Source organism: Clostridium sp. CTA-5 (assembly GCF_054768135.1).
This window is the reverse complement of the sequence record NZ_BAAAAT010000007.1, coordinates 30,603-49,266: the sequence shown is the minus strand read 5'-3', so window position 1 is coordinate 49,266 and position 18,664 is coordinate 30,603. Positions and strand designations below refer to the sequence as shown.

13 protein-coding genes are annotated in these 18,664 nt (G+C 26.1%); 12 read left to right on the top strand and 1 reads right to left on the bottom strand.

All coding sequences use genetic code 11. The features are described from left to right. Positions 1-221: 221 nt before the first annotated feature. From ACYUET_RS13455 to ACYUET_RS13435, 5 genes are all read left to right on the top strand, one after another. Positions 222-2,228 (top strand): ATP-dependent helicase, encoded by a 2,007-nt coding sequence (locus tag ACYUET_RS13455; RefSeq protein WP_460280406.1) that lies wholly within the window; start codon positions 222-224, stop codon positions 2,226-2,228. Between the two features lie 705 nt (positions 2,229-2,933). Next, positions 2,934-5,096 carry a cell division protein FtsA gene (locus ACYUET_RS13450; RefSeq protein WP_460280404.1) on the top strand — a complete coding sequence of 721 codons (2,163 nt, stop codon included), beginning with the start codon at positions 2,934-2,936 and terminating at the stop codon, positions 5,094-5,096. Positions 5,097-5,114: 18 nt separating this feature from the next. Further along, positions 5,115-6,296: a M20 metallopeptidase family protein gene (locus ACYUET_RS13445; RefSeq protein WP_460280402.1), complete on the top strand. Its 1,182-nt coding sequence runs from the start codon at positions 5,115-5,117 to the stop codon at positions 6,294-6,296. 244 nt (positions 6,297-6,540) lie between these two features. Further along, positions 6,541-7,509, top strand: coding sequence for an RluA family pseudouridine synthase (locus tag ACYUET_RS13440; protein ID WP_460280400.1), 969 nt, complete (start codon positions 6,541-6,543; stop codon positions 7,507-7,509). Between the two features lie 9 nt (positions 7,510-7,518). Then, the gene (locus ACYUET_RS13435) at positions 7,519-9,126 is read left to right on the top strand and encodes a putative polysaccharide biosynthesis protein (protein ID WP_460280398.1); all 1,608 of its coding nucleotides are present in this window, start codon (positions 7,519-7,521) and stop codon (positions 9,124-9,126) included. Positions 9,127-9,278: 152 nt separating this feature from the next. Here the strand turns inward: ACYUET_RS13435 and spoVB are convergent, their stop codons facing one another. Further along, positions 9,279-10,778 carry a stage V sporulation protein B gene (spoVB, locus tag ACYUET_RS13430; RefSeq protein WP_460280397.1) on the bottom strand — a complete coding sequence of 500 codons (1,500 nt, stop codon included), beginning with the start codon at positions 10,776-10,778 and terminating at the stop codon, positions 9,279-9,281. A gap of 485 nt (positions 10,779-11,263) precedes the next feature. Between spoVB and ACYUET_RS13425 the strand changes: the two genes are divergently transcribed. The 7 genes from ACYUET_RS13425 (at position 11,264) to ACYUET_RS13395 (ending at position 18,655) form a co-directional block, all read left to right on the top strand. Beyond that, a complete protein-coding gene (locus ACYUET_RS13425; protein WP_460280395.1) occupies positions 11,264-12,559 on the top strand; it encodes a hypothetical protein in 1,296 nt (431 codons plus the stop codon). A gap of 266 nt (positions 12,560-12,825) precedes the next feature. Next, entirely contained in the window at positions 12,826-13,335 is a 510-nt protein-coding gene (locus tag ACYUET_RS13420) for a hypothetical protein (RefSeq protein WP_460280394.1), read from the top strand. 31 nt (positions 13,336-13,366) lie between these two features. Beyond that, on the top strand, positions 13,367-15,040 hold the full coding sequence (locus ACYUET_RS13415) for a B12-binding domain-containing radical SAM protein (RefSeq protein WP_460280392.1): 1,674 nt from the start codon (positions 13,367-13,369) through the stop codon (positions 15,038-15,040). A 227-nt stretch (positions 15,041-15,267) separates the two neighbouring features. Continuing rightward, entirely contained in the window at positions 15,268-15,594 is a 327-nt protein-coding gene (locus ACYUET_RS13410; RefSeq protein ID WP_460280390.1) for an ATPase, read from the top strand. Continuing rightward, the gene (locus ACYUET_RS13405; RefSeq protein ID WP_460280388.1) at positions 15,581-17,530 is read left to right on the top strand and encodes a V-type ATP synthase subunit I; all 1,950 of its coding nucleotides are present in this window, start codon (positions 15,581-15,583) and stop codon (positions 17,528-17,530) included. Before ACYUET_RS13410 ends, ACYUET_RS13405 begins: the two co-directional genes overlap by 14 nt. A gap of 14 nt (positions 17,531-17,544) precedes the next feature. Next, complete coding sequence (locus ACYUET_RS13400; RefSeq protein ID WP_460280386.1) at positions 17,545-18,033, top strand: V-type ATP synthase subunit K; 489 nt, start codon at positions 17,545-17,547, stop codon at positions 18,031-18,033. A gap of 31 nt (positions 18,034-18,064) precedes the next feature. Beyond that, complete coding sequence (locus tag ACYUET_RS13395; protein WP_460280384.1) at positions 18,065-18,655, top strand: V-type ATP synthase subunit E; 591 nt, start codon at positions 18,065-18,067, stop codon at positions 18,653-18,655. Positions 18,656-18,664: the final 9 nt, after the last annotated feature.

The window sequence follows — 18,664 nt, the reverse complement described above, 5'->3', positions numbered from 1 at the left end:
ACACATTCAAAAAATAATAGACAGTATGTTTGAATATTTTGTTTTATACTTAGTATTTTTTAATGTGTTCTAGTAATTATATATTCATAGTTTGTGCAATTTTTTATAAATGTAATATAATAAAATTATTGTACCTCGATAACATAATTATTACAATATGCTTATTATATAGCAATATTATAGTAAGCTAATATTACTATTAAGAATAAAGGGGAAGTTTAATGAAATATAATCTAGATAAGTTTCAGAATGAAGCAGTGGTTACAAAGGATAAAAATGCTTTAGTAGTTGCAGCACCAGGTTCAGGAAAAACTACAGTTATAATTAATAGAGTAAATCATCTAGTAATTAATAAAAAGATTAATAATGGAAATATTATAGTAATTACATTTACAAAAGCAGCTGCAAAAAATATGAAAAATAGATATGAAAGTACTTTTAATAGAGATAGTTCTCCTTTCTTTGGAACATTTCATGGATTGTTTTATAAAATACTTTTAAGAATAGGAAGAAAAATAGAAATATTAGAAAGCAAGATAGCACATAAATTAATAAAACATGTGTTAACAAAATATTTTGATGATATTAATGAAGATAAGATTAAAGAAGTTATAAATAATATTTCATTATATAAAACATCTAGGGCTACAATAAATGAATTTAAACCTTCGATATCAAGAGAAATATTTGAAGATGCATTAGAAATATATGAAACCTATAAAAAAGAGAATGGTAAAATGGATTTTGATGATTTAGCTATTGAAACATTGAATTTATTAGAACAAAATAAAAATGCCATCTTATATTATAGAAAATTATTTAAATATATATTAGTAGATGAATTTCAAGACTGTGATGAATTGCAAATTAATTTTTTAAAGTTAATAAATGAAGGGGAAGAAAATTCACTTTTTGCAGTTGGAGATGAAGATCAATGTATATATTCATTTAGAGGATCAAAACCAATGTATATGGTGACTTTTGATAAAATGTTTAAGGAAGGGAAAAAACATTACTTATCAATTAACTATAGAAGCAAAAAGAATATAGTTGATAAGTCAAAGGAATTAATAAAATTTAATAAGGAAAGAAACAATAAAGAAATTTTATTTAATAAGAAAGATGAAGGAATAATTAAATTTTTTACGCCGTATAATGAAAAATTTCAGGGAGATATATTGGCTGAACTAATTAAAAATGAAAAAAAATATAATATAGATTATGAAGAAAATGCTGTTTTATACAGAACTAATATGGAATCTATGAGCATAATAGATGCACTTACTAAGAATCATATTCCATTTAGACTATTAGATAGGCAATATAATTTTTTTGAACACTTTATATGTAAGGATTTAATAGCATATTTAAAATTATCAATGAATCAATTTGATAGAGAAAGTTTTTTAAAAGTTATAAATAAACCATTTAGATATATAAGCAAAAGTAATTTAGATTATATAAGACAATATAAATTTGAAGAAAATCCATTTGATATATTAATAAATAAAGATGATACTCCACCTTTTCAAAAAAAGAAGCTTGATGATTTAAAGAAGGAGTTTAATTATTTAAATAAGGTATCTCTAGGATCTGCTATTTCATATATAGTAACAGATTTAGAATATATAGATTATTTAAAAAACTATAGTGAGAAGTTTAGTCAAAGTTTAGATGATTTAGAGGATGTAGTTGAAGAATTTAAATTATCTGCGGAAGGTTTTAAAAATATATTTGAGTTTTTAATGCATATTGAAGAAGTCAAGGAAGAAATAGAATCAAGTAAAAATAAACATGAACAAGATGGGGTAATCCTTAGTACTATACACGGTGTAAAGGGAATGGAATTTAAAAATGTTTATATAATAAATTGTAATGAAGATACTTTGCCACATTCTTCAAGTAAAAATGAAAATATAGAAGAAGAAAGAAGATTATTCTATGTTGGAATAACAAGAGCAATAGATAATCTATGTTTATTTTCGCCAAGAAATAGAAGAGGTAATTTAAAAGATGTTTCAAGATTTATAAGTGAAGCAGGATTTGATAGATTACCTAAGGATACTTATGGATATGAAACTGGAAATGAAATAATTCATAAAACTTATGGAAAAGGTAAAATAGATGAGATTAATGATGATAAAATAACTATAAAATTTAATGATGGACTTGATAGAAGTTTTTCTTTAAAAGTATTAGTTGAAAATAATTTGATACAAAAGCAATAAGGAATAATAAAATAAAGATGTTTTTTATAGATAGAAATTTTCTATATTATTACTTAAAAGGTTTTTATTCGATTTTTATAGAATTATTAATATGGACTCTATATTCTATAGAAAGAAGGGATATACTTTGAAAACAATAATAATTGTATTGTTAATAGCTATGGTTATGCTATATGGTGTTGGAAAAATTATAAATCCTAAAGATAAAAATAAAAGATTTAAATAAGACATATTAAGGCATAATCAAAAAATAACAAGTCCATTTTCCAAGCTTGTTTTCCATTATACTGCGTCAGCAGATTTGCTTAATAGACTCACTATGAGACTAACCTACTACCTTGCCTAATTAAAAATAATCAGGACATTTTGGGCTTGCTATTTTGGTTCATATTCCTAAAGAAAATAATAGATGAAAGATGTGATATATTTTGTTTTATATGAAAAGCACAAATATATAATCATAATGGTTTATTATTTCTTAAATGTGTCTAAAATAAAGAACTATCTCAAATTTATAAAATGTTTTTTGAGATAGTTCATTTTTGTTTTTCAAAGTTTTAAAAATATATATTAGTATAATTATGTATAATAAAGTAAAAAGATAAAATATCACTGATTGAATGTAGAGAAATTATAATATATAATTTAGAGTAGATTTGTATAATTATTAGAAAATATAAGATAAAACATAAAGGTTGTGTTTAGATGGAGTTAAGAAATTTTAATCCTAAAGATATAATTTTTTCATTAGATATAGGAACTAGGTCTATAATAGGAACTGTTGGATTAATAAGAGATAAAAAATTTGAAGTTGTATGTGAAGAGTATATGGAACATGAAGAAAGAGCTATGGTAGATGGACAGATTCATGATATAAACTTAGTAGCATCTGTTGTTGAAAAGATTAAAAGAAAAATTGAAGAAAAAATAGAAATTACTTTAAAAGAAGTTTCAATAGCAGCAGCAGGAAGATTTTTAAGAACTGTAAATTCCAAAGCAGAAATTGAAATAGATGAAGAACAAGAAATAGATAATGAAATTGTAAGAAGTCTTGAATTAAGTGCAGTTAAAAATGCTGAAGAAGAAATAAATAATTCAACAGAAGGCAAATTATATTGTGTTGGGTATTCAGTTAAAAGTTATTATTTAAATGGTTTTATTATATCAAATTTAATAGGTCATAAGGGACAAAAACTTCAAGCAGATGTAATTGCGACATTTTTACCAAGATCTGTTGTAGATTCACTTTATGCGGTAATGAATAAGGTTAATTTAAAAGTTACCAATTTAACTTTAGAACCTATTGCTGCAATAGAGGCAGCAATTCCTAAGAATTTAAGATTGTTAAATATAGCTTTAGTGGATATCGGTGCAGGAACTTCAGATATAGCAATAAGTTATAAGGAAACAATATCTGCATATGGAATGGTTCCTATGGCTGGTGATGAAGTTACTGAGGTTATTGCACAAGAGTATTTAGTAGATTTTAATACAGCAGAATCTATAAAAAGAGCAATAAATGAATCAGAAGAAATCAAATATGTAGATGTATTAGGACTTGAAAATGTAGTATTATCAGAAAGCGTAACTAAATTAGTTAAACCTATAGTAAAAAAAATATCAGAAGAAATTTCAAGTAAGATATTAGAACTTAATGGTAATAAACCACCAAGTGCAGTATTTTTGGTTGGCGGAGGAGCACATACTCCTGAACTTTTAAATAGTATTTCTACTAATTTAAACTTACCGTCTCAAAGAATAGCAATTAAAGATAGAAAATCTATTCCAGAGTGTGTAGCTGATAATAATTTAGGTTCAGCGGGAGTTACGGTAATTGGAATAGGATTAATAGCTTTAAGAAATTTAGGTACAGATTTTATAGATGTTATATTAAATGATACTCCTATTAGTTTATTCAATTCACATAAACATACTGTTATGGATGCATTACTTCAAGCGAGGATAGATCCAAGTTTGCTTATAGCTAGAAATGGTAAGAGTATAAGATTTAAATATAATGGACGAAAGAGAATAGTTTTTGGAGAATATGGAACTAATGCAAAAATCTTTATAAATGAAGAAGAAGCTACTTTAGAAACAGAAGTTAAAGTTAATGATAATATAGTTATTGAGTATGCTAAAAATGGAAATGATGCAAAACCAAAAATATCAGAACATATTAATAATATAAATTCAATTTCAATTTATATTGATGATGAGCTTATAAATCTTGATCCAATAATCTTAGTCAATGGTGAAGAAAAAGATATAGATGATTTTTTAAATAATAATGATGAACTTAATGTATTTATACCTAATAAAGTTAAAGATATTAAAAAATATATATTAAATGAAATGGATATAGATGTATTAAAAGATAATATAGTATTAGATGATGACTATGAAGTTCAAGAAGGAGATTGCCTTAATAAGTTAAAAAATTCTGATTTGAAAGATAACATAGATAATAATATTGATGAAGCTGATAATCTAAAAGAAAAAGAATTAGATAATAAAGATATTAATGAGGATATTATTCCATCAGAAGAATTAGAAGATACAGAAAGACTTAAAAGTAATGATAATGAATTCGAGGTTGAATTTGATAGAGATAAAGAAATAAATTCTGAAAAAATTGAAAAACCTCATTTTAAAGAGGAATTTAATGAGGTTAAGGTTATTGTTAATAATCAAGAAATAGTATTAAAAGGTAAGAATGAATATATATTTGTAGATATATTTGATTATATTGATTTTGATTTAACAGTTTCAAAAGGAAATATAAATGCAAAATTAAATGGTGAAAATTCATCTTATACAGCGAGATTAAAAGAAGGCGATGTTGTAGAACTATTTTGGTCAAAATAATTGTGGAGGACGATATTAATGATAGATTTTAATAAAGAAGCTAATGAAATAAAAGAAGAATTAATATCTATAAGAAGAGATTTACATGAACATCCAGAAGTGGGTTTTGAAGAGATTAGAACTTCAGGAATTATTAAAGATTTTTTAACTAAGGAAGGGATTCCATATATAGAATTATCTAAAACAGGTGTTTGTGGAATTATAACTGGAGAAAAAGATGGAAGCAAAAAAACAATAGCATTAAGAGCAGATATGGATGCACTTCCTATTCAAGATATGAAATCATGTTCATATAGTTCAAAAGTTAAAGGTAAAATGCATGCTTGTGGTCATGATTCACATACAACAATACTTCTTGGGGTAGCTAAAATATTAAATAAACATAAAAATTTATTTAGTGGAAATATAAAATTAATATTTGAACCTGCTGAAGAAACAGTTGGTGGGGCTAGATATATGATAAAAGAGAATGTTTTAGAAAATCCTAAAGTAGATTGTATATTAGGTCTTCATGTTGATGAAAATGTAAAAATAGGAAATATAGAGATAAAAAAAGGTGTTGTTAATGCTGCATCAAATCCATTTAATATAACCATAATAGGGCAAGGAGGACATGGAGCAGCACCACATACAACAGTTGATCCAGTTGTTGTAGCAAGTCATATTGTTGTAGCACTTCAAAGTATTGTGAGTAGGGAGATATCACCTGTAAATCCGGCTGTTATTACAATTGGAACTATTCATGGAGGGACAGCACAAAATATTATTCCAGGAGAAGTTAAATTAAGTGGAATAATAAGAACAATGACTAAAGAAGATAGAGAATTTGTAATAAAGAGATTAAAAGAGATTGTAAATGGAATTGCTTTATCATCAAGAGCTAAAGCAGAGATAGAGATAGAAGAAAGTTATCCTTGTCTTTATAATGATGATGATATGGTTGATTTAATAAGAAATTCTTCAAGTAGTATTCTAGGAGTAGAAAATGTAGTAGAACAAAAAGCTCCTCATATGGGAGTAGAAAGTTTTGCATATTTTGCTATGGAAAAACCAGCAGCATTTTACTTTTTAGGCTCAGGAAATAAGGAGAAAAAAACTACAGAACCTGCACATAGTGATTTATTTGATATAGATGAAGATTGTATTCCAATTGGAGTAGCAATTCAAAGCTTGTCAGCATTTAATTACTTGACAAAGTAACAAAATAATATTAAGCTAACGAATGATATATAAGGCATAATTGGGTAAAATTAACCAAGGCATATTCAAAAAAATAATAAGTCAATCTTTAGGTCTATTTTATGTCATACTTCGTCAGCGAAACCCCGCAATAGCTGGGCTATTCCGAGGCTTCACTTCCTTGTCTGACGCAAAATATCCTCAAAACCTTTGACTTATTATTTTCTTTCAGATGCCCAAAAGAAAAAACTAGGAGTGATAATATTTGAAAATCGAAATAGGTTCAAATGAAGCTGGCCAAAGATTAGATAAATTTTTAAGAAAATTATTAAAGGATGTACCTTTAAGTGCAATTTTTAAAGCTTTAAGAAAAAAAGATATAAGAGTAAATGGAAAAAAACAAAATGAAAAGTATTTTTTAGAAGAAGGAGATATAGTTGAAATAAAATATATCCAAAGTAAACAAGATAAAAAAGAAAAATTTATTAAGGTAGATTCTTCTGGTATAAAAATTACATATGAGGATGAAAACTTGTTAGTAATTGAAAAATGGCCAGGAGTATTGGTTCATCCAGATCAAAATGGAAACGAAGCAACATTAACAGACTATGCACTTTCATATTTAAATGAAAAAGGAGCCTATATACCAGAAAATGAAATAACATTTACCCCAGCTCCATGTAACAGATTAGATAGAAATACATCAGGAATAGTTATGTTTGGAAAGACATTTGAGGGATTAAAAGCAGTAAATGAAGCTATTAGAGAAGATAGAGTGAAAAAATACTATATGGCATTAGCTAAAGGAAAGATAAAGGATGGTTTATATACTGGATATATTTTAAAAAATCAAGAAACTAATATATCAAAAGTATATAAAAAAGAAGTACCAAATTCAAAAAAGATAGCAATGGAAGTAACTACAGTGCAAACAAATGGTGCTTATTCATTATTAGAAATAAACTTAATAACTGGAAGAAGCCATCAAATAAGAGCACACTTAGCTTATTTAGGGAATCCAATTATTGGTGATAATAAATATGGAGATAAGAAGATAAATTCATTCTTTGACAATAAGTATGGATTGAATTATCAATTTTTATATGCTTATAAATTAAATTTTAAAGAAATGAATGGAAAATTAGAATATTTAAGAAATAAAATAATAGTGGAAGCATTGCCTCCAATGTTAAAAAAGATAAAACAGGATGCGTTTAAATTTTCACTTAGATAGGGGTCAAATATGGAAGAACAATCATCTACCAAAGGATTTGTAATTCTTTCAGCAGCAGGAATTTTAGCTAAGTTAATGTCTGTTTTTTATGTACCTTTGCTTAGAAGAACAATAGGACTTGAAGGCCTAGGAATATATCAGATTTGCTATGAAGTATTTATTTTTGCATATGCTGTTACTACGTTAGGGGCACAACCAGCAGTTGCAAAAGTTGTTGCAGAGCTTACAGCAGTAGATAATAAGATAGATGCTATAAAGGCATTAAAGATATCACGTGTACTTTATGCCGGAATAGGAGCACTATTAAGTATATTCATAATGATTTTTGCAAATCCAATAAGCAGAATTATAGGAAAGCCAGAAGCAGCATATGGACTATTATTTTTAGCACCTAGTATTTTTATTACATCGATATTGTCTGCTTATAGAGGATATTTCCAAGGTAAAAATAGTATGACAGCTATAGCTATATCGCAAGTATTAGAACAAATTATAAATGTTGTAGTAAGTTTAATATTTGCCTATATATTAGTAAAGATAAGTATTCCTTATGGAAGTGCTGGAGGAACAGTAGGAACTACATTAGGAGCAGTTATAGCATGTCTTTATATGATATATGTTTATTATAAAAAAGATTTTGAAGAAGAAGCATTAGATGGAGAATATTCTGTAAAAAGGATTAGTAATAAAAGAATAGTTAGAAGATTAATTAAGTATGGGGTACCAATTACATTAAGTTCAGGACTTCAAAATTTAGGAAGTTTAGTTGATATGGTTAATGTAAACAATAGACTTATTTTTGCTGGATTTCTTTCTAAAGAGGCTACTGAACTTTATGGGATATTAGGAACATATAAAACTTTATTATCTGTACCGTTAGTAATAGTAACAGCTCTTGCTACAACTGTTTTACCTGCAATAGTAAGTGCTGTTGCTTTAAAAGATAAGAAAGAAGTTAGAAAAAAAGTTAACTTTGCATTTAGAATAACCTATTCAATAACGATACCTGCAGCAGTTGGACTTGCAATTTTGAGTAAAGAAATTTATCAGTTATTATATGGATCAACTGAAGGTTTTGAACTTATGATATATGGTTCTGTAGTAGTTATATTTATGGCAGTAGTTCAAATACAAAATGTTATATTACAAAGTATGAACAAACTATATTTTGTTTTAGTAACTTTTTCGATTGGAATAATTGCTAAAATAATGGCAAATTACATATTAGTTGGTATAAAAGAAATAAATGTTTTAGGTGCTGTATTTGGAAATTTTTTATGGTTCTTTATACCATTTATATTAAATCACAGAAAACTTAGTAAGACATTAAGAATGAGAATTCCAGTTATAAAACATACATTAAAACCGATTATATCATCTTTAGGAATGATTGTAGTGGTATATTTAATGAAACAACCAGTTAAAGTAGTACTTATCTTATGTAATGAGCAGAGTATAGTAGTTGCAATTACAACTATAATCATGATTTCAGTAGCAGGATTTATTTATTTGTATTTAATGATATTATTAGGTGGTATTAGAAAAAATGATATTATGTCATTTTCAACTAAAGTATATAATATGTTGCCAAGGTTTTTAAGAAAAAAACTTAAATAGATTGATAGAAGACTAAAGTTCTGTTTGCTAAAAGGCTGTATCAACATACAAATTTAAAATTGTATGTTGATACAGCCTATTTTAAAATTTTCTTATGTTTTAAGTTTATATTGATATTACAATATAAACTGTTTTTTAATTATAGTTTAAATTTAAATATCACCTTCTCCAAAAGTACCTAGGTATATGAAGATTATAAAAGTAAGACCTATTATAATGAAATTATTTAAAATAGGCATATTTATAAATACATTTTTTGCAAATATATTTACGACTAAAAATGTTAAAATGGCAAGTAAGATATATATTATAACATTTGATTTATTTAATTTTATATTTATATGTTTATTAACTTCATGCATGTTAAGACAAAGCCCTGTTCCGCAAGCTATAAATAGTGTTATGCTATTACCAAATATATTAATTGATGGTATTGCAGTGAATATATATAAGCATATTAGTTCAATTAATGCCTCAATTAAAGAATTTCTAAGAATTATACCTTGTCTATTTAGTCCATTTAATATACCGAACATAGTTGTTGCAGTAAAAAAAACAGGAGCAGCAAGTGAAGCAACTCTAATATATTTACCTAAATCATCTCTTCCAAAAAACATTTTACCTAAACCATCTGGTACAACATTACAAACTATTGCAGTCGAAAGTCCAAGTAAAAATGCCATTTTAATAACTTTTCTAATTCTAATTGAAGCTTTATATTGTTTTCCCTCACTTAATGTTTTAGAGAGGTCTGGAATAAGTAAGGTATTGATAGTTGAAACAACAATTAAGGGTATTGTTATTAAAGTCATTGCCATACCATTATATTTACCTATTAAACTTAATGCTTCTGAATAATTAAAACCAGCATGTACAAGTCTTCTTGGAACAATTAATGTGCAGAGAGTCCAAAGAATGTTAGTTAAAAATCCATTCAAACATAATGGTATTGATATTATAATAACATCAAACAATAGTTGAAATTTACTTTCAGGTTTTTCAGAAGATGGAGGCATCTTATTTATAGAATATTTATAATAGATAAATAGACAAAATAAACTTTGAAATTCACCTATGCATAAGGCAACTGTGGCTAATGTAACCATATTTTGTAGAGTTTTTGCTTTTAAAAAGAATATAAGTATACTTACAGTTAAAATTCTCATAGCTTTTTCACAAATATCAATAATAGCTGGTACTGTAATTTTGGAAGTTCCATAAAAATATCCTTTAAATATATTAGAAATTGCGATACATACCATGGCAGGACAAATTACTCTAATTGCATCTATAGTTCTTACATCATTAACTCCGTATTTACCGATTAATGGAGCAGAAAAAAATACCATAATGCCTATTAAAAGTGCCCAAGATATGTTAAATAAAGCAACAACTCTAATGGTTCTAACTATATTATTATGTTCTCCTTTTTGATTATATATGGCAGCAATTTTAGAGATAGACGCAACAACTCCAGCTGTCATAAGACATATAAATAAATTGTAAATAGGCATAACTAAGTTATATAATCCCATACCTTCAGGCCCTAAAATTTTAGAAAGATATATTGTAAAGATAAATCCTAAAATACCCGTTGTTACGTTTGATGCAGTTAGTAGAAAAGAATTTTTAAAAAAATTGTCTTTACTCAAGTCTCATTCACTCCTTTAAGGCATATTCAAAAAATAATATATTAGTATGTCTTGTCTGTATATTTTACTTTATATATTGTCAGTAAATTGAATTAGAAAATTACTATTAATTGATCTTGCCTCCTTGTCTGCAACAAAATATACAGCATATATTTGATTTATTATTTTTGCATGGCCTAAATTACTATAAATAATATTCAAATACTTAAGTAAATATGAACATTTTAAATTTAAAGTTAAGAATAGAAAATTATTATATTTTTGAATTTATAATGCAACTAAAATATAAATTTTACAGTATAAAAAATATTTTAAGATAAAAGGTTAATACAAAATGCATATTTTATTATATTAAAAATATAAATTTAGTAATGCGTTATTATGAAAAATATTGTTAATAAATAAGATTGAATAAAAGATTAGTAATTAATTAAATATGCTAAGTATAAGTAGAGTGATTATTTAAGATAAGGGGGGAGAATAGGGTGAAAAGATTTCTGAAATTTTTAATTATTTCTGTAATAATAGTAAGTGCATCATTTTTAGTATTTAAATTTTCAGGAGTATATAGAGTTAACATTTTAAAAGATGACATAAATTGGAGTATTGTAGCTAAAAATTGTAAAGAATCTGTGGCATTTGATAAAGATGAGGAGGACAATACATATGTCGCTTATAAGAATTTGATAAAGGTATTAAAAAAAGATGGACGTGAAGAAGTATTAGTAGAAGAGAATGATTTGTGTATAGAAGAGTTGGTTTATTATAAGAAAAGTTTATATTTTCTTTCAAAAGACAAAATTTATAACTATAATTTAGAAAATAAACTTTTAAAAACTATAATGAATAATATATCAACAGAAGGAAAATATTTAGATAGACACTTAATAATAAAAGATTCAAAATTACTTTTATCTATTGGTGCGGCTACTAATTCTGGTATTGCAGAAAATTATGAAAAATGTGATTTCATGAATATACCATATGACAAGAGTCCTATAAATATTATATTAAATGGAGAAAACTATGGGGAGAAAAAGACAGGAGCTTTTATGCCTTATAGCAATTCTAGTATAAAAGGTCAAAAAATAAATGCAGAAGAACTTGGGAATGCTTCTGTAGTTAAAATTGATTTAGATAATAATAAAAAATCACTATATGCATGTGGTATAAGAAATATAGCAGGGTGGGATTTAGATAGCAATAATAACTTAATAGCTATAGTTGGTGGCATTGAAAACATTGGAGTAAGAGGAGTAGAGAGAGATTTTGATTATATATATAAATTAGATGATGGAACATGGTATGGTTGGCCAGATTTTAGTGGTGGAGATCCTATAACTTCTCCAAGATTTCAAGGGGAACATAAGGTGAATCCTATTATTTCTAATCCTCCTAATAAAGTTGTTCCAGCGCCACTATATCAATTCTCTAAACTTGGAAGTATTAGATACTTAGCTGTAGATAAGGAAGGAACTGTATTAGGAAAAGACTCTAGAATATTTTATGATAAAGAACTAAATACAATATGTTCTATAGATAAAAATGGAATTTTATATAAATTATTAAAACTTAGAGATGAAAGTAGGGTTGGGGGAATTAAATATTTAAATGGGTCAATATATATATTAGATTCAGGTATAGGTTGCATATATAACTTACAATTAGATAATTCTAGTTTAAAATTTAATTTACCAAAATCAGTTTCTATATTTATAATTGTATTATTATTTATTTTAGTTATATTAAATATAATTAGATTCAATAAGAGTAAAAAATAATTCTTTGAAATTCTAAATTTCTAAAGTATGTTTAAAAGTTTAAAAAGTTTAAAAAGATAAAATTATGATAATATCAATTATAAAAGCTCGATTTTTAAGTGAAAATTGGGCTTTTATATTGGTAAAAAAGATTTTATATAGTAAAATGTCTATGAAATGTTTTATTAATTCCATAGAAAACCCTATTGTAAGTAAGTTTTTTATTTAATAATTATGTATAATATATAGTACACTAGGTAAATAGAAAATGATGGGGGAGAGAAAATATGGGGAAAACATTAATAATTAATTTAGAGGATATTGATTTAAATGGAGATATCCTAGATGTTGGTCAAGAGAACTTTGGTATTATATACAGCATTTCAAAGGAGATTGAGGATGAATTATCTCTAGACTATGTTTCTAGTAGTAATAAAACTCAACTTAAAAATGATGAATATGATGCTTGTACTCTTTTTTTTAATTTGAATAAGTTTTGGAGTAATTTAGAAAAAGAAAAATTAATTAAGGAAGTTAATTCCTATATCAGAAATAATGGTCAAATATTGATTTGGGATATTAATAAAGAAAGAGGAAAAGTATTTAATAATAAGATAAAAGTTATATTACCTAAAGGTAAAGTAAAGGAGTTTACCTTTAAGAATTTAAATCCAATTTTAAATTCTAGTGTAGATGAAGTTAAAAAGATGGTTTCTAAATATTTCCGATTGGAAGAAGTGAAAACTTGGGAAGATATGTTTTTTATAAGAGCTAGAAAGTTAGAAAATGAAGTTTAAATAACTTAAAAAAGTAGAGGAGAAAATACGAATGAAAATATTACTTACAGCAATAAACTCTAAATTTATTCACAGCAATTTAGCAGTTAGGTATTTAAGAAATTTCACTAAGGATATGGATTATGAACCAGTAATAAGAGAATTTTCTATAAATGATAGAGAAGAAAAGATTCTAGAGGAAATCATTAAGGAAAAGCCAGATGTTGTGGCTTTTTCAGTTTATATTTGGAATGTAGAGATGATTTCAAGAATTTCTAATTTAATTAAAAGAGTAGATGAAAATATTGAAATTTTATATGGGGGACCTGAAGTATCATTTGATTCAGTAAGATTTCTTCAAGAAAATATAGGAGATTATGTTATTGAGGGAGAAGGAGAAAAGACATTTAGAGATTTTGTATCCTTTAAACTAGGATTAATGGATTTAAATGAAGTTAGAGGATTACATTATAAATCAGAAAATGTGGTACACACTAATGTGAAAAGACCTCTTATGTCTATGGATGAACTTGTTTTCCCATATGAAGATGATGAAAATTTAAATAATAAAATAGTTTATTATGAGGCATCAAGAGGGTGTCCATTCAATTGTAAATATTGTCTTTCATCAACTATTCATGGAGTAAGATTTTTAAATATTGACAGAGTTTTAAAAGAACTTCAGTATTTTATAGATAAAAAAGTTAGATTAGTTAAATTTGTAGATCGTACTTTCAATTGTAATCATAAATTTTCAATGGCAATTTGGGAATTTTTAATAAATGCAGATACTGAAACAAGTTTTCACTTTGAGATATCAGCAGATATACTGAAGGATGAAGAGATAAAACTTTTATCTAAAGCACCAGAAGGAAGATTTCAATTTGAAGTTGGAGTTCAAACAACTAATGATGATGTTTTAAGAAATATAAATAGATTTGTCAATTTTAGTGATATAAAAGAAAAAGTTGAAGAGCTTATGTCTATAAAGAATATAAAACAACATTTGGACTTAATAGCTGGTCTTCCAGAAGAAAATTATGAATCATTTATTAGGTCTTTTAATGATGTTTATAAAATTAAACCAGAAGAAATACAACTGGGATTTTTAAAATTATTAAAAGGTTCTTCAATGAGAGAGGAAGCAGAAAAATATGGTATGAAATTTTCTCCATATCCTCCTTATGAAATTTTGGAAACGAGCAGTATTAGTTATAATGAGCTAATCAAGTTAAAGAAAGTCGAAGAAATGGTCGATAAGTATTATAACTCAGGAAAATTTAACATTATAATAAATTATTTTGAAAATAAGTTTAAAACACCATTTGATTTTTATTATGCATTAGGAAATTTTTTTGAAAATAAAGGATATTTCAATAAAAATATAGGAAATATAGAATATTACAAAGTATTTTTAGATTTTAATAAGGAAGTATTAAATGAAGATAATAGTTTTTTAATTGAAATAATAAGATTTAATTATTTAATATTTAATAAAAAACGTGGATTGCCTGAATTTTTAAGAAATGGAATTACAAAAGAGGAAGAGAAAAAGCTTAAAGAAGAGCTTAGAGAAGAGTACTCATTTAAAGAATATTATCTTGAAAAATTTTCAATTGATATAGAGACGTATATTTTAAAGGGTGAAATTTTAAAAGAAGAAAGTTTTTATTTATTTGATAATTCTGGAAATTATATAAGTATAAAAACTAGCAATATAGAATAAGAATAAGTTTAATGAAATAAAATTAAGATAACATTTATATTAGACTATATAGAGTTTTAGTTGACGAAAATTGTCTATTTTAAGTAAAAACGAATTAAAAATAGGTTAAAATTCTTGAAAAAATATGAAAAAAGTGTATAATAAAATGAGGACAAAGTAATTAATACTATATAAAGTATTAATATATATATTATTTTTATATCTAAGGGCATAAAGGTGGTGATATTTTGGCATTAGAAGCAATAGAAGAAATTAAAAAATCAGAAGCTAAAGCAGATGAAATTGTTAAGAATGCTACAGATGAAGCTAAAGAGATAGTTCAAAAAGCAATGGAAGAAGCTCAGAAGCAATATTCTGATACTTTAGCATTAGCAAAGGATAAGTCAAATAAGCTTATTCATGATACTATTGAAAAAGCTAATAAGAAAGCAGAGCCTATATTAAAAAAGGGCAAACAAGAATCAGAGGATATATTAAATATGTCTAAAGATAAAAAAGATAATGCGGTTAAATTAGTGATTGAGAGGATAGTGAAGATTCATGGCAATAGTTAAGATGAATAAATTCACCTTGTTAGCTTTTGAATCAAAAAAAGAAGAACTTCTTGAAAAATTACAAACTTTTTCAGAAGTTGAGTTTATCAATCTACAAGATGAGAATGTTCAAGAAGAAAATGAACTTCTTAGCGATTTAGATAAAGATGAAATTGATTCAAATATATCAAGGTGGGAAGAAAAATTATCAAAAGCTAAATTTGCCCTACAGTTCTTACAAGAGTATGTCCCTAAACAATCATTAATAAAGTCTTTACGTACAGAAAAACTTTCACTAACAGCTAAAGAACTTAAAGAGAAAGTTTTAAACAGCAATTGGGAAAGTGTATATGACAAAGTTAAAGAAAAAGAACATGCTTTAGCTATGTTAGATAATGAAAAGACAAAGTTACAGGGAAATGTTCAAAGTTTAAAACCTTACGAAGGGTTTAATGCTCCATTAGGATCTTTAGATGAACTTAAAGAAACTGTACATTTCTTAGGAAGCATTGCTAATCAATATGAAGATGCGTTGCAAAATGATTTAGGTGATTGTCATTTAGAGATTATATCAAAAGACAATCAAGATATTTATTTCTTTATTTTAGCTCATAAAGATAATAAAGAAGAAATAGAGGAGATACTAAGAGGGTTTGGATTTAGTGCATTTAAAACTGATGAAAAAGAACTGCCTTTAAAGCTTATTCAAGACTATAATGAAAGAATCTCTCTTATTGAATCAGAAAACTTTTTAGTAAAAGAAGAATTAGCAGGATATGAAGAGAATTTAGATAGTTTAAAATTAGCTTATGAGTATTATTATAATTTGGTAAATAGAAAATCAGTTAGTAATAATTTCTTAAAGACAGATAAAACTGTTTTATTACAAGGTTGGGTTCCTAGTGATAAAAATGATACCCTAACTAAAATTATAAAAGAAGTTTTAGATGATGACTTTTACTTAAATTTTGAAGAGGTAAAAGAAGAAGAAATTGATGATGTACCTATTAAATTAGAAAATAATGATTTAAATACATCATTTGAAGCAGTAACTGAAATGTATAGTTTGCCAAAGTATACAGATATTGACCCTACACCATTTGTTACACCATTTTATTTGGTATTCTTTGGAATGATGGTTGCAGATGCAGGATACGGTTTAGTAATGCTATTAGCAACATTAGGAGCATTAAAGTTTTTTAACTTTGATAATTCAACAAAAAAAATGGTTAAATTCTTTATGTATTTAAGTATACCAACAATTATATTTGGATTAATTTATGGTTCATTCTTTGGTGACTTAATTAAATTTAAAGGATTAATTGATACAAACAAAGATGTTATGACAATACTTGCATTATCAGTTGTATTTGGTGCAATTCAAATATTCTTTGGATTAGCCATAAAAGCTGTTGTATTGATAAAAATGGGAAAACCAATGGAAGCATTTATGGACGTAGGATCATGGGTTATTACTTTAGTTTCTATTGGAGGACTTGCAGCCGGTAATGTTTTAAATATGCCAACACTAAAAACAATAGGTACAGCAGGTGCAATTATTGGTTCAATAATTATTGTATTAACTCAAGGAAGACAAATGAAATCAAGTGTTGGAAAAGTAAGTCAAGGGCTTTATGAATTGTATGGTATTACAAGTTATATAAGTGATTTAGTATCTTATACAAGACTTATGGCAATAGGATTATCAGGAGCATCTATTGCAGGTGCTATAAATATGATTATGCATATGATACCTGGTATAGGATTCTTTATTTTTGCGCCATTAATCTTTGTGTTAGGACAAGTAGTAAACTTATTATTATCACTATTAAGTGGATATGTTCATACATTAAGACTTACTTATGTAGAATATTTCTCAAAATTTTATGATGGTGGTGGAAGAGCATTTAAGCCATTTGAAACAAAAAATGAATATATTAATTTAAGAAGAGATTAGGAGGAAATTTTAAAATGGATATGACTTGGATTAAGTTTTTTTTAGAAAATAACGGTGGATTTGTTATGGGAGCACTAGGTGTTGCTTTAGCAGTAGGAATGTCAGGTATTGGATCAGCAAAAGGTGTTGGTATAGTGGGTGAAGCAGCAGCAGGATTATTATCAGAACAACCAGAAAAATTTGGTAAAGCGTTAATTCTTCAATTATTACCAGGTACACAAGGTCTTTATGGATTCGTTATAGGATTACTTGTATTTTTACAATTAAAACCAGAAACAACATTATCACAAGGTTTATACTTATTATTTGCTTGTTTACCAATAGCTATAGCAGGTTTATGGTCAGGTATTGCTCAAGGTAAAGCAGCAGCAGCAGGTATTCAAATACTAGCTAAAAAACCAGAACACAATACTAAAGGTATGATTCTTGCAGCAATGGTTGAAACATATGCATTATTAGGATTCGTTGTATCATTCTTATTAGTAAATGGTGTATTTAAATAAGAGCTTAATATAGGATTAGGATGTGAAGATTATGTCTAACATAAACAATTTAACTTCTAAAATCATAAAAGATGCAGAAGATAAAAAAGTAATAATCTTATCAGAGGCAGAAGATAAAAAGAAGAAGATTATTGCTAAAAAGCAAGAAGAAGCTACTTCAGAAGAAAAGATTATTATAGAAAAAGCTGAAAGAGAAGCTATATCAAGACAAGAAAGAATCATTTCTAGTGCAGAATTACAAGCAAGAAACGAAAAATTAAAATCAAAACAAACTATTTTAAATGAAGTTTTTGAAACTAGTATTAAAGAGCTTTGTAATATATCAAATGATGATTTTAAAGAATTTGTTAAATCAGCTATATTAAATACAAATATATGTGGTGACCAAAATCTAATATTAAATGATCAAGGCAAAAAAATAGTTGATGAAGATTTTGTATCAGAAATAAATAAAGAGCTTGGATCAAAAGGAAAAATAATTCTAAGTAAAGAAACTAGAAATTTTAAAGGTGGATTTATATTAGAAAAAGATGGCATAGAAATAAATAATACTTTTGAGGATTTAGTTAATTCATTAAGAGACGAATTAGGTCTTGAAGTGGCAAGAGTGTTATTTAGTTAAGGAGGTTAA

Bases quoted from the DNA above. Each gene is read 5' to 3' on its own strand.
- ACYUET_RS13405 (WP_460280388.1), top strand. From the start codon at position 15,581: ATGGCAATAGTTAAGATGAATAAATTCACCTTGTTAGCTTTTGAATCA.
- ACYUET_RS13415 (WP_460280392.1), top strand. From the start codon at position 13,367: ATGAAAATATTACTTACAGCAATAAACTCTAAATTTATTCACAGCAAT.
- ACYUET_RS13455 (WP_460280406.1), top strand. From the start codon at position 222: ATGAAATATAATCTAGATAAGTTTCAGAATGAAGCAGTGGTTACAAAG.
- ACYUET_RS13435 (WP_460280398.1), top strand. From the start codon at position 7,519: ATGGAAGAACAATCATCTACCAAAGGATTTGTAATTCTTTCAGCAGCA.
- ACYUET_RS13445 (WP_460280402.1), top strand. From the start codon at position 5,115: ATGATAGATTTTAATAAAGAAGCTAATGAAATAAAAGAAGAATTAATA.
- ACYUET_RS13420 (WP_460280394.1), top strand. From the start codon at position 12,826: ATGGGGAAAACATTAATAATTAATTTAGAGGATATTGATTTAAATGGA.
- ACYUET_RS13450 (WP_460280404.1), top strand. From the start codon at position 2,934: ATGGAGTTAAGAAATTTTAATCCTAAAGATATAATTTTTTCATTAGAT.
- ACYUET_RS13400 (WP_460280386.1), top strand. From the start codon at position 17,545: ATGGATATGACTTGGATTAAGTTTTTTTTAGAAAATAACGGTGGATTT.
- ACYUET_RS13395 (WP_460280384.1), top strand. From the start codon at position 18,065: ATGTCTAACATAAACAATTTAACTTCTAAAATCATAAAAGATGCAGAA.